This window comes from Paenibacillus phyllosphaerae (genome assembly GCF_014192105.1).
GTDB lineage: Bacteria > Bacillota > Bacilli > Paenibacillales > Paenibacillaceae > Paenibacillus_Z > Paenibacillus_Z phyllosphaerae.
The window spans coordinates 241,788-255,343 of record NZ_JACHXK010000006.1; the positions used below are offsets into that span (position 1 = coordinate 241,788).

Consider the following 13,556-nt stretch of genomic DNA (forward strand, 5'->3'; position numbering starts at 1 on the left):
TATACCATGAAAGGCAGGGCGTTGCCTAGCGTGTGATTGCTATTACATGCAACGGAATCATGCACGGTCGCTGGAAAGGATGAGAGATTATGCTGACAATATCGGACCGGAGAGCCTATCTTGACCGGTTGGGAATAACGGAGGTGCCAGCCCCGACACTTGCGAACTTGATCTTGCTGCAGCAGGCGCATGTGGAGCGGATCCCATGGCAGACGGTCGATATTTATACTGGACGGCCTGCTTCAATGGATGTCCGCGAATCGATTCAGCTGATCGTAGGGCAGCGGAGCGGCTATTGTTTCCAACTGAACGGCGCATTCAGCACGCTGCTGACTGACCTGGGCTACGAAGTGATGTGGCACAAGGCAGGCGTTCAGCCGATGGGGCAGGAACCTAGAATTAACGGCTTCCATCTCGGCTTGACGGTGAGATTAGCGGGGGAAAGCGGAGAATCAGAAACCTACCTCGTCGACGCGGGTCTCGGCGATATGCCGTATGAACCGATTCCATTGAAGTTCGGCAGCTATGAGCGAGGGCCGTTCACGTATGTGCTGCAGCCTTCCGGAATCGCGGAGCATGGCTGGCGGCTTGAGCATGAGAGGCCGGTGGCCTATGTTGGCGTTGATTTCGCTCCTGCAGCGGAGCCGTCGCTTGAAGGCTTCTGGCCAAGGCATCAATTCTACAGTACCTCCAGCGAGTCGCCTTGGATCGATACATTCCTCCTTCGCCAGCGCGGGGCGCATGTCTTGAATGAACTTCGCGGCTGCGTATGGAAGCAGTGGGATTCCAGCGGGATGAAGACCCGCGAGCTTGTCGTACAATCCGATTGGCTGGATGTGCTCGCGACTGTATTCCATGAGCGGCTCGTTGCGTATTCGCAGCTGGAGAGGGAAGAACTCTGGCGGCGCGTGATGCGCCAGCATGAAGAATGGAAGCGGGAGGTTAGCCGCCGCGGACGTTAAGAAGCGCCAGCCGGTTCATCTTGTAATGTCTATATGCAAACTCCACTAGTTTTGCTAGTATCTTCGGCTCCTGCGGTGTGGTTAAATAGACGCAAGAATACGAAGACGGAGGATCATATGAGCAAAAACTTAACTTCGAAAGCGTTTACGCTTGGCGTCTGCTATTATCCGGAACATTGGGACGAATCGCTGTGGGCTGACGATTTCCGCCGTATGAAGGAAATGGGCTTCTCCATCGTACGGGTGGGGGAATTCGCCTGGAGCATCTTCGAGCCTGAAGAGGGGCGGTTCGAATTCGCGTTGTTCGACCGAGCGCTGGACTTGGCACATGCCCACGGATTGCAGGTCATTATGGGGACGCCGACCGCTACGCCGCCGGCGTGGCTCACCCATAAACATCCGGAAGTGCTCAATGCGAATCAAGACGGGCTTCTCTATCAACATGGGATGCGAGCCCATCATAATTATAATTCACCGGTTTATCTGGACTATTGCGCTCGTATCGTGCGTACGATGGCGGAGCATTACCGGGACCATCCGGCCATTGTCGGATGGCAGATCGACAATGAGTTGAACTGCGAGATCGACGTCTACTATTCGGAGTCGGATCATCGGGCATTCCGGGTCTGGCTGCAAGAGAAATACGGTACGCTTGCCAAGCTGAATGAAGCCTGGGGGACTGTCTTCTGGAACCAGACGTACAGCGAATGGGACCAGGTTCATCTCACGAGACGCACGACCGCCAATTCGCCGAATCCGCACCTGGCGCTGGATGAGAAGCGTTTCGTCTCGGCAAGCGCGATTCGCTATGCCAAGGTGCAAGCGGATATTTTGCGCGAGATCGCGCCGCATCATTGGGTCACGACGAACGGACTGTTCGGCAATCTGGACAGCCACCGATTGACCGATGAGATGTTGGATTTCTTCTCGTATGATTCTTATCCGCTCTTCTATTCGATCTTCGGCGACGGCGCGGAGGAGGAGCCGCTGAAGGACCGGAAGTGGAGCCTCAATTTGAGCGTGGTTCGCGACATCTCCGAGAACTTCTGCGTGATGGAACAGCAGGCAGGACCGGGTGGCTGGGTGAACCGCCTTCAGCTGCCTTCGCCGCTCCCTGGCCAGATCCGGCTATGGACGTATCAGTCGATTCTGCATGGGGCCGATATGATTCTCTATTTCCGTTGGCGGACCGCGACCGTCGGCACCGAGTTGTATTGGCATGGCATTAATGATTACCATAACCAGCCCAACCGCCGCATTCGGGAGATAACCGAGATCGGCGCCGAGCTGAAGCGGATCGGCGAACGGCTAGTCGGCCGAACCTACAAAGCTGAGGTCGCGATGCTGGATGACTACGACAACGAATGGGATGCGAAGCTGGATACGTTCTACGGGAACCTGCGCGGTCAGAGTACGAGCGCTTGGTTCAAGCAGCTGCAGCGGCGCCATATTCCGATGAACCGGGTCAAATTCCGCGACACGACGACATTGGAGGATCTCACGCGTTACCGCGTGCTGATCTATCCGCATCCGGCCATTCTGACCGAGTCGAGGGCAAAGTTGCTGGAAGCTTACGCGGCGCAAGGCGGGACGTTGATTTTTGGCGCGCGAACGGGTTATAAAGATGAGACGGGACGCTGCTACATGATGCCGTTCCCTGGCTATGCAGCGGCATTATGCGGCATTCACGTGGAGGAATTCACCTTGATCGCGGGAGAGGCCAAGCCTGCGATCGTCAGAATGACCGGTCAGGTTGAACGTACATTCGAGGCGATCGGATTCAATGAAGTACTCTCGGTCCGTTCGCAGTCTGCTACAGTAGAGGCTGTGTATGACTCAGCGTATTACGCCGGCACGCCTGCGCTGACACGCAATCGATATGGCGCTGGTGAGGTATGGTATTACGGAGCGGCATTCTCCATCGCGGCAGTCGGCGCAATCCTGGATCTTCTCCAATTGGAATCCCCGGTCGTGTCCTGGTGCGCCGTCCCGAAACAGGTGGAGCTCGGCGTTCGTATGGCATCCGATGGTTCGGAGCTCGTGTACTTGCTGAATTATGCGGAGGAAGCGATGGAGATCCAGCTGGAACACCCTTGCATGGAGCTGCTAACGAATGAGGAACTTCACGGCACGGCGAGCATTCCGGCATTCGGCGTCATGATTCTGGAGCGGCGGTAACGATTCGGTATGCCAGTGCCGAATTACGGCTACAATGGAGTAACGGGTTTTGTTCGAAGAATAAGACATTAAGCGACATGTGCGAGCAGCCTTTCGTTGGTTCATCCGACTTAGGGCTGCTTTTTCTATTGTGACTTTTGGCATGGGACAGGGATTTTCAAAATGCTGTCGAATAGGTAAGGATTAGCCTTTTCGACCAATGAGAAATGAAGATCGAACGTACGTGATCAGAACGGTTTTGCATCAGGAGGTTAGCAACATTTTGTTACTGGACCGATGTCCCCATTGCCACATTATCATTGCTTGGTCATACGACCAGCTGGAGCTGGATCGATGCCCTTATTGCTTTATTCGTCTGGAATCGGAATGGAAACAACGGATTATCGCTGAGCGCACGCCATTGCCAACCGGTGACGCGCTGCCAGGACTAATCGACGATCTGGAGATCGTCCTCTATGAGAATCTCGATATGGCAATCGCCGTTGCGCAATTCGCCATCGAGCTTGCCGACGCCGCAGGATCGGAAGAGCTCAAGAAGCGCGGAGAGCTGATGCATGCGAGTGCCGTGCTGCGCCAAGGGAATCTGGCCGAAGCTGGGCTCATGACCCGGAAAGTATTGTCCTGGGCGGTCGAATATTCGAAGAATGGCGTTCTTGCGAGAAGCTACCGACACTTGTCTTCTCTATTCTTCCGGCTTGGCGATATTACGAGCGCGTTCGAGCATGCGCTCTACGCGGTCGAATATCTGCCTGAAGACGCGCTTCCGCAGACGCGGGGGAATCATCTGATGATCCTTGCTTTGACCTTGGATGCGAGCGGCGAGCACGAAGAAGCTAAGCGCAGGTTCGACGAAATCATGGGGATCGTCGATGCGACGCATAATGTGCAGTTAGCTCAATTTGCGCTCAATAACATGGCTTATACGCGTTATGAGGTTGGCGATCTGGAAGCGGCTGCCGATATCGTGGCCAGGATGTACGAGCTTGCCGAGCGTTATGAGCTCAAGCTTACGCCATCCCAGCTGGATACCGCCTCGCGGATCGAGCTCGCGCTCGGCCGGCCGGAGAAGGCGGAGAAGATTCTGGAGCCGCTGCTTAGCGCGTTCCGTTCAGGCGATCTGCTCGGCGACCACTATGCCGTATACGATTGTCAGCTGACGGTGGCGGAAGCGCAGCGCGTTCAGGGCGAATTCGCCAAGGCGCAATCCACGTTGGATGAATCCAAGCTGTTATGCGAGCAGTACGGCGTGAAAGGTTTTCTTGTCAAAATCAAGTTGGAACAGGCACAGCTTTACGCGGCGATGGAGAATTATAAGTCCGCATATGAGGAGTATCGGAGTTATCATGAGCAATCCGAAGCGTTGCGTTCGTCGGAACGGGAAGCTCGCTTGCGAATTCTGCATGCGGTGTTCGAGACGGAGGAGGCAAGGCGCAGCAGCGAGCGGTTCAAGGAATTGGCACAGCGCGATCCGTTGACCGGCTTGTTCAACCGGCGATTCATCGATACGCATATGGACGCGCTGCTCAGCAATCTGGATTCGGATCAAGTGCTGTCGGTCATTCTGATTGATCTGGATCATTTCAAGCGAATTAACGACACGCTCTCCCATGAGACCGGCGATGCCGTACTGATACAGCTTGCGAAGATTCTCGATACGGCGGCGATCGAACCGCTCAAAGCCGCTCGGCTGGGAGGCGAAGAATTCCTGTTGCTCTGCCCGGGCTATGATGAAGCGAAGGTGGTGGAAACGGCGAACCTTCTATGCGAGGTCATCCGTACATCCGATTGGCGTTCTATTACTGGCAGGCTGCGCGTCACGGCCAGTATCGGCGTCTGTACGACCCGAATTGGACAGATGACCCGCGCTGAGCTTCTGTCGGAGGCCGACCGGAATTTGTATACCGCCAAGAATGCGGGGCGGGATCGGGTTGTAGGCTCGGCGGTCATGTCGGCGCCGGCCGATACCCCGGACAAATGACGAATGCGTGTCAACAACTCAATAGAGAAAAAGACAAAGCACAGGCTTAATCGATCGCCTGTGCTTCTGTATGTTTGTCGTCACTGCCCTTTGTCGGGCTGCACCGTCCTGCTGGCATTGCCATAGGAGGACACGCTCTTCCAGGCGTCCGCGTCATCGAAGCGGGCCGGAGCCGATTGAATCGTCATCACTTCCTCTTCAACCGGGCGGTCTTCGGCGATGGTATCGGAGGCGTGATCGATGCAGCGCGTCGTTGCAGGCAATGCTTGGAGCCGTTCATACGGAATGGTCTCGCCGCATACTTCGCATATGCCGTACTCCCCGTCTTTTATCCTTTGCAACGCGGATTGGATCTCTTCCCGTTGACTAGCCAGATGGGTATCGATCGCCATATCGCGGCCGCGCTCGAAGGTTTCCGTGCCCAGATCAGCAGGATGGTTATCATAAGCGGACAATTCACCGACGGATTCGGTCTCTGATTCGGCAGCGCCGGTTGTTCCGGTATCGTTGTCGAAATGCTGATTCAGCTGCCGCTTCTCATCCTTGAGCAGCACGGTAAGCGTGAGCAGCTGCGTATTCGTCAAATGCGTCATGGTCATTCACTCCATTCGTTAGGCTAGGTGCTTGTCTTCCTTATATACCCGCAACCTGCCGGAACGAATAGCGGGCAGACTTTTTGGCGATGGCATCGTATAATGACAAACGGCGTAAGAAAAAAACTAATGATCGCCGCTAAGATAACCGATAAAGTGTCTGATAGACAACATGTTTCTACCTGGATGTTCGGAGGCAATACTATGTTATCTTTTTTCGTAGCCGATTTTTTCATCATCGTCGCAGCGTTATTCATAAGCATGTTTTTCTTCAAGAAGCTGCCTGACCGATTCCATTCGACAATCGCTATACGGCTGCGCATCGGTTTCTATCAAGGCGTGTTCGGAACACTGATGATGATGTTCAGCATACAGCTGGCGCCTGCGGCGATATTGGACCTGCGGCTTGTGCCCGTGATCAGCGCAGCCTACTTCGGCGGTATGCGCAGCAGCGTCATTGCCGCCGGGACGATCGCGGTCGTCCGCTTGTTCTCATTCGGCGGACCATCGGCATCCGCAGCTTCTGCCGCTCTTCTCCTAATTGGTATAGGCCTGCTAACGGGATGGGTTGCGGATCGTATCCACCATTATTGGAAGATGTGGTCGATCAACCTAGTTATCATCACGCTCAGTACCTTGGGGTCATTCGGCGTCGTCTTACAATCGAGTAATCTGCCGCTATCCAACTTGTGGTGGTTAATTGCTTTCCAAGCCGCTGGCGGTCTGTTCGTCTCCGGTTGCGTCTACTTCCTTAAGAATACGTATGATGAGCATTTTCTGAACCGCAAGCTGTACACGCTCATTCACTCGTTTCAACAGACGGATACCGTTCAAGATATTTACGAGAAAGCGCTGCGCGAATTGACAGACCTGTTCGAGTGCGAGAGGGCCAGCATCGTAATGGTCGATAATAACCGCTATACGTTAGCTGGGGTATTGACGAATGGAGAGTACGTGAACAATAGCGAGCGGATCGAACTCGGCGACATCTGGGGCCTCGTGCATGCGATCGATGGCCGTTCAACGCTGTATCCGGATTGGACGATTGACCGGCCGGCCGGCAAACTCGATCATAACGCCTACTCGAGAGGCGTCCGCTCCTCGATCCATGTGCCGATTAAACATAAGAGCCATGTCATTGGCTTAATGAATCTGGGGTCGTTCCGGCGGAATTTTTTCTCGGCGCACAAAATAAAATTCGTCGAAGATCTGATGCCGAGCATCGGCATGGCGTTGGCGCTCAATGAAGCCGAAGCCCGGTTCGCTTCGATCGTGGAATCCAGTAACGACGGCATTATCATCACCGACGGCGATTTGAACATCGTCGCTTGGAATCAAGGGGCAACCGAAGTGTTCGGTTATATAGAATCCGAGATTATAGGCGTGTCCGTACGTAATCTCATGCCTGCTTATCTGAGAGAGCACTATGTGTCGATCATTCATGAACTGAGCAGCTTGAAAGGTGCGGCTGCTGCCGGGCGCAAGACCCGGGAAGGATTGGGACTTCATAAGGACGGCACGCTCTTCCCGATCGAGCTGTCATTCACGAGCTGGGCTGCTTCGGGACAAATCTATTTCAGCAGCATCATTCGCAACATTACCGACCGCAAACGCGCGCAAGAAGAGATTCTTCGGCTTAAACAAGACCTGGCGGATACGATTCATTATCAGCATGGCATTACGCTCAAATACAAAAAGATGGACGGTACGTTTATCTACACGCTGGCTGATGGTCAGATGCTGCAAGAAATCGGCTTCTCTCCCGAGACCGTAGTTGGACGCCCGATATCGGATGTGATTCCTCCGGCACTGAGCGGCGATTTGTACGAGAAGTACGAGAAGGCCTGGAACGGAGAAGGCGTCGAGTGCGAGATCGGCTACCGGCACAAAACGTTCTTGCTCACCTTAAATCCGATATTCAAGGAGGGGAGCGTGAGCGAGGTCGTCGTCTCGATGAGCGACATGAGCGCGCGCAAGCAAGCCGAGGACAAGCTGATTGAAGCGAATCAGCGATTGGAGCGGTTATCGAACCGCGACGGATTGACGGGACTTGCCAATCGGAGAAGCTTTGATCATCAACTGGAACGCGCCCTCCGGGAAGGGTCCGATTCCGGGGTTCCGGTATCGCTGGTGCTGCTGGATATCGATTCGTTCAAGATCTATAACGATACGTACGGTCATCAGAAAGGCGACGCTTGCCTGAAACAGGTCGCGCGCATACTGGGGGAAACGGCCGAGCATCAAGGTTTCTTCGCCGCCCGTTATGGCGGAGAAGAATTCGCTTGCGTGATGCTTGGCGCGGATGCGGCCGCGGCGCAGCAATTCGCAGAATTGGTCCGAGCAGAAGTGGCTCGGAAAGAAATGCCGAATGAACGTGCGACGATTCCATTCGTAACCGTAAGCATCGGGGTCGCCTCCTGGCACCGGGAAGGGGACGGCTTTCCGCCGGATATGGTCGAAATTGCGGATCAAGCGTTGTACGAAGCGAAGAAGACAGGACGCAATCGTGTGTCTAGGGGCAAGACCTGCTAATTTGAGGCAGGTCTTTTTTTGTTGTTGCCGGATGGACGTTTGATGAAAAAGAAAACGGGAGGGAAGGATATATCGTGGTAGTTTGATAACGGAAAAAGAGGTGCGACCATGAAATGGAAAGCAATTGGAGTCATGTCCGTATGCAGCGTCTTACTGGTCTCTTGTTCGGGAGGTCAGGAACGGGCTGCTCAGCGTCAAGAAGCGTCGCAGCAATATGCCCGAAGTTTGGTGCAAGATCGGTTGAACGTTACGCCGAATCAGACGAGGCAGCCGAATGAGTCGCGGATGCAGCCCATGCAGACGCAGAATCAGGCACAGATCAGGACGAATCAAGCAGGAGGCGGGAACGGATTCCAAGCGCTGGCTGTAGCCAATGGCGAGAAAATACAAGTGACGCCGCTTATGCGCGACGGAGAGGTATGGATCCCGCTCGAGCAAATCGCCAATCATTACGATTATAACTATGATTGGGATGCGGACGACAAGAAAGTTACGATCGGCGAAACCGATGTGTTGTTCGAGCTTGAAGTAGACAGCTACAACGCGAAGAATGGGGATAATACCATCACGCTGCACAAACCGCCGGTGCTGCAGAATAACCAAGTGTACCTGGAGATCAGCTCATTCGCTCAGCTATGGCAGACGCAAGCCGCTTGGGATGAAGCCTCGCAATCGGTCGTAATTTCGCCTAAAGTGGATACGCCTTCTCCCGGCAAACCACCGGTCACAACAACGCCTGATACGGGAACGGATACAGGTACTGGCGATGGCACGGGCGCAGGCGATGCCGGGACAGGTGAAGGTACGCAGGCTGCGCAAGGAAAAGCTGGAGAGGTCATCACGTTCGCCAAAAAGTTCATGGGCACGCCGTATCTATGGGCAGCGGGGCCGTATGAGACGACCAAGAAATTCGACTGCTCCTCGTATATGCAATACATATACAAGCATATCGGGATTAAGCTGCCGCGTTCATCGCGGGCGCAATCTACCGTCGGCCAACTCGTGGCCAGGGACGCGCTTCAGCCGGGGGACATCGTCTTCTTCTATACGCCAGGCCGCTACACGAGCAATAAGATCGTCGGCCATGTCGGCATGTATATCGGCAACAACCAGGTGATCCATACGACGAACAAGCCGGGGGTCACGATTGCTCCGCTGAACGGTTCGCTGGAGAAACGTTATTTGTGGTCGCGCAGAGTAATACAGTAAGCAGTGGTTAAGTGAAAAGGGAATGCCGCGCTGGCATTCCCTTTTTTTGTCGTCTAAATATTGACAACACAGTAACTGTCGTGTATATAATAACACATAGATATTAACAAGTAGATAATAACTAAAAGATAAAATCAGGTGATGACAATGACAATTCATGATGAGCGTGATCGCAATGGGTTAACGGAGTCGGAGTTTCTGGAATCGTATGATGTTTCGAACTATGATCGACCCTCGGTTACCGTCGACATGCTTATTTTTACCGTCATGGATAAAGAGCAGGAGAACTTCAGGAAGCTGCCGGAGAAGTCGCTGCAGCTGCTGCTCATTAAGCGCGGCGAACATCCTTATCTGGGGCAATGGGCGCTGCCCGGCGGTTTCGTCGCTCCGCATGAAAGCTTGGACGAAGGCGCGGCGCGCGAACTGTATAGCGAGACGAACATACGCGACATCTATATGGAGCAGCTGTATACCTGGGGGGACGTTGGCCGCGATCCACGAACGCGCGTCATAAGCTGTTCGTACTTGGCGCTTGTGGACCGCACGGCATTACAAGTGCAAGCCGGCGACGATGCAGACGATGCACAGTGGTTCGAGGTCGGCTACCGCGTCCTCCAGGAGAAGAAGACGAATCTCGCAGAAGGCTGGGAGCTGGAGAAGATTGTGCAGCTGACGCTGACTCATGGTTCTACGCGACTGACCGCTACCGTGAAGCTCGTCGAGACGATCTCGGATCGGAAGTCCGTACTTCGAAGGGAGATTGTCGAATCGAAAGGGATCGGCTTCGACCATGCGAAGATCATCGAATACGCCATTGGACGGCTGCGGAACAAGATCGAGTATACGGACATCGCCTTCTACCTGATGCCGCACCTGTTTACGTTGACTGCCCTGCAACAGGTGTATGAAGTGATTCTGGGCAAAGAATTGCTTGCCGCCGCATTCCGCAGGAAGATAGCGCCAATGGTGTTGGAGACGAACGAATTGACGAAGGATGCCGGACACCGGCCATCCAAATTATATCGGTTCGATCCGAATTGGAACCGTACGTTCTGAAGATGGCGGGGAACCGTCTGAATACGAGAGAGCAAGAGGAGGAGTGAGTGATGAAATCATCCGCACCGGGAAGAGAAGCGCGAGCCGTGCTGGCTGAACAGACGCTGGAAATTATCGATAGAGGCGCATACACGAACGCTCAAGGGAAGACCGTTACGATCCGTGATGAGGTGGAGGCGGCCAAACGCGATTCATGGCTTTATCGGCCAGCCCAGCTGCCTACTATTCGCGAAGAGGCGGAGCGTCTTCTATTAGCCGAACAGACAGACGCAACGGTTGATGCACCGATCATTGAAGTAACGGAGGAATCGACGCTTGAAGCTGCGCGCCGGCTGACGGGCAAGCAAGGGCTGCGCGATACGCTCTGTCTTAATTTTGCCTCGGCCAAAAATCCCGGAGGCGGCTTCATGGGCGGCAGCCAAGCACAGGAAGAAAGCCTGGCCCGGTCTTCCGCGTTGTATCCGTGCATTGCGCAAATGGAAGAGATGTATGCGCACAATCGTCAGCTCCGGACCTGCCTATATTCGGATTATATGATCTATTCGCCGAAGGTGCCCGTATTTCGCGATGACCGCGGTTTGTTGCTGGCGGAACCGTACGAGGTCTCTATTATAACGGCCCCTGCGGTTAATGCCGGCGTCGTTCGCGAACGCGAGCCACACAATATCGCTTCGATTGCTCCGGTCATGCTCGACCGAATTCGTTACCTGCTCGCAGTTGCCGGAACCCGCCGCGAGCGCGCCATCGTGCTTGGCGCTTATGGCTGTGGCGTATTCAGGAACAATCCTGCCGATGTGGCCGCGATGTTCAGGCAAGTACTCATTGAAGAGCAGTATCGGCTCCTGTTCGACCACGTTACTTTCGCAATATTCGATCGATCCGCAGATCAACAAGTCTTACATGCGTTCAAAGCGCAGTTCGAACGTTAATTCGTTACGGTGTAGTGCAAGTTGGGGAGGAGTTGACCACGATGGAGGAAACATTATTCAATCGGATGAAAGGCGGACTGTTCGGTGTCGCCGTCGGCGATGCCCTGGGCGGCACGACCGAGTTCATGTCAGCTTGGGAGATCAAGCAGAAGCACGGTTATCTCGATCAGATTGTAGGAGGCGGCGTGTGGCGGCTTGAGCCGGGTGAAGTGACGGATGACACGATGATGACGTTATGCGTAGCGGAGGGGATTCTCGAAGAGCCCGATCAGCCTTATAAGCCGATCGGCGATTATTTCATGAAGTGGTTCCAATCGAATCCGAAAGATATCGGCAACATCATACGCGCCGTTTTTCATCGCTACGAGGGGGATTGGTTCGAAGCCGCATTGGTCGTCCATGAGGACTTCCATGGCCGCAGCGCTGGCAATGGTTCGTTAATGCGCTGCCTGCCGGTTGCGCTGATCTATCCTCGTCTGGCAGAGATGGAGCGTATCACTCATATGCAATCGAAGATGACCCATTATGATGACCGCTGTAACGAAGCGTGCCGGATCTATAACCGCATCGCGTATCGCCTATTGAACGGGGAGGAGCTTCGAGCCGCTAGCCGAACGGAAATTCAAGGCAGCGAATACGAGGATATTGAAGCTGCAGGGCCAGCGTGCGAGACGAGCGGGTACGTCGTCGATACGTTCCGTTGGGTGCTGCATGCCCTGCTTACTACCGGATCTTTCGCCGAGGCGGTGGAACTCGCGGCCAATGAGGGCGGGGACTCGGATACGATCGGCGCGATTGCGGGCGGCCTTGCCGGCATCTATTACGGATATGATGGAATTCCGGGCAAGTATGCGGATAAGCTCCTCATGAAGTATCGTCTGGCGATGTTGGCTGAACGGATGATGACGTTGCGCACAGCACTTGCTGCTAGAGTATGATTGAATGAAAGTGAAGTTTGATATGCCATGCTTGCAACAACGCGACAGATTCGGACGTCTGGAATAACATACCAATGAGAACGGGATGGGATACGGATGACGGATCGTCGAAGGAAGATGAGGCATGGCATACTCGTTGTATGGGTTGGGCTGGCGCTGGTCGGGGCCGGGTGCGAAAGTCCGACGTCGTCTCAAGTTAAGCCGTCTCCATCACAACAACAGACGCCGCCGCTATCGGATGCGGGGGATACGCCAGAGCTTCCCGTGACAGAATCGTTCGTTGAGGCCACGTTCCAGGACTTCGACTTGCCGGCGGCCTGGAAATTGTTGTATCAAGGGACGCATGAAACAGCTGACAGGACCTATACGTTATATGAATACGAGTGGCAAGGAGAAGGCCGGCCGGCAATCGATTCATGGCTGCGTGCGGAAGCAGAGCGGTTGATGGGGAAGCTTACGGAACGTTACTCCTACCAAGCCGATGCGAGCATCGATCTTATGATCGAACTACCGACCGGGCAAGGTACGCGGCTCATTAGTTCATATACGCAGACGATTATGGGCAGCGAACGTCTCGTCATCGAAGAGACATTGCTCGAGCAGCCGACGGCCATAGGCGCCGATTATGAAGACCATGCGCTTGTGCTCTACATGCCGAACCGAAGCGGAACCGCCGATCGGGTCTTCAAGGGCGAGTATGAGCATCAGCATACCGATATCTATTTGGTTTATTTCTACAGCCAAGCGTTCTTCGAGGAGTTGACCCGTCAGAAGCGAATGCCGATCGAGGTTCGGTATAGGCTGGGCGAAACGGATTATGAGGTCGGTTACTTCAATGCGAACGGTGAATCTATATTCCCGGAAGAGCTGACGGAAGAGAATCGGGATCAATACGTGTTCGGCGTACAGCTGAGCGCAGACTTTCTCCCGCAGCAAGCCGATCTGCGGCAGCAGTTGTTATTCTATTGGGCCAAAACGATCCTGCTCGGCGATAAGGCGCATTCGCGTACGCTCATCGGTAATGAGCAGATCCATTTTTTGAAGAAAGGGAAAATCCTCGCCTCCTTCTCGGTGAAGGATGTGATGGAGGGATCGAGTTAGCCCGCGCGTTCATGATCCAATGGCATGGCAAGGACAGAATCTGTTTGGATTTGCTTTAACCGAGGTTCGGGACCGGCTGA

10 protein-coding genes are annotated in these 13,556 nt (G+C 54.2%); 9 read left to right on the forward strand and 1 reads right to left on the reverse strand.

Annotation, left to right across the window (positions count from 1 at the left end):
* Nucleotides 1-89: 89 nt before the first annotated feature.
* From FHS18_RS15690 to FHS18_RS15700, 3 genes are all read left to right on the forward strand, one after another.
* Nucleotides 90-962 carry an arylamine N-acetyltransferase family protein gene (locus tag FHS18_RS15690; protein WP_183601008.1) on the forward strand — a complete coding sequence of 291 codons (873 nt, stop codon included), beginning with the start codon at nt 90-92 and terminating at the stop codon, nt 960-962.
* 117 nt (nt 963-1,079) lie between these two features.
* Nucleotides 1,080-3,140, forward strand: coding sequence for a beta-galactosidase (locus FHS18_RS15695; protein WP_183601009.1), 2,061 nt, complete (start codon nt 1,080-1,082; stop codon nt 3,138-3,140).
* A 262-nt stretch (nt 3,141-3,402) separates the two neighbouring features.
* Nucleotides 3,403-5,118: a GGDEF domain-containing protein gene (locus FHS18_RS15700; RefSeq protein ID WP_183601010.1), complete on the forward strand. Its 1,716-nt coding sequence runs from the start codon at nt 3,403-3,405 to the stop codon at nt 5,116-5,118.
* An 80-nt stretch (nt 5,119-5,198) separates the two neighbouring features.
* Here the strand turns inward: FHS18_RS15700 and FHS18_RS15705 are convergent, their stop codons facing one another.
* Nucleotides 5,199-5,711 (reverse strand): TraR/DksA C4-type zinc finger protein, encoded by a 513-nt coding sequence (locus FHS18_RS15705; protein ID WP_183601011.1) that lies wholly within the window; start codon nt 5,709-5,711, stop codon nt 5,199-5,201.
* A 204-nt stretch (nt 5,712-5,915) separates the two neighbouring features.
* Between FHS18_RS15705 and FHS18_RS15710 the strand changes: the two genes are divergently transcribed.
* From FHS18_RS15710 to FHS18_RS15735, 6 genes are all read left to right on the forward strand, one after another.
* Nucleotides 5,916-8,243 carry a diguanylate cyclase domain-containing protein gene (locus tag FHS18_RS15710; protein ID WP_183601012.1) on the forward strand — a complete coding sequence of 776 codons (2,328 nt, stop codon included), beginning with the start codon at nt 5,916-5,918 and terminating at the stop codon, nt 8,241-8,243.
* A gap of 108 nt (nt 8,244-8,351) precedes the next feature.
* A complete protein-coding gene (locus tag FHS18_RS15715; protein ID WP_183601013.1) occupies nt 8,352-9,452 on the forward strand; it encodes a C40 family peptidase in 1,101 nt (366 codons plus the stop codon).
* Nucleotides 9,453-9,599: 147 nt separating this feature from the next.
* On the forward strand, nt 9,600-10,508 hold the full coding sequence (locus tag FHS18_RS15720; protein ID WP_183601014.1) for an NUDIX hydrolase: 909 nt from the start codon (nt 9,600-9,602) through the stop codon (nt 10,506-10,508).
* 50 nt (nt 10,509-10,558) lie between these two features.
* On the forward strand, nt 10,559-11,437 hold the full coding sequence (locus FHS18_RS15725) for a TIGR02452 family protein (protein ID WP_183601015.1): 879 nt from the start codon (nt 10,559-10,561) through the stop codon (nt 11,435-11,437).
* Nucleotides 11,438-11,478: 41 nt separating this feature from the next.
* Nucleotides 11,479-12,375, forward strand: coding sequence for an ADP-ribosylglycohydrolase family protein (locus FHS18_RS15730; protein WP_183601016.1), 897 nt, complete (start codon nt 11,479-11,481; stop codon nt 12,373-12,375).
* A gap of 96 nt (nt 12,376-12,471) precedes the next feature.
* Entirely contained in the window at nt 12,472-13,476 is a 1,005-nt protein-coding gene (locus tag FHS18_RS15735; protein WP_183601017.1) for a hypothetical protein, read from the forward strand.
* Nucleotides 13,477-13,556 lie beyond the last annotated feature (80 nt).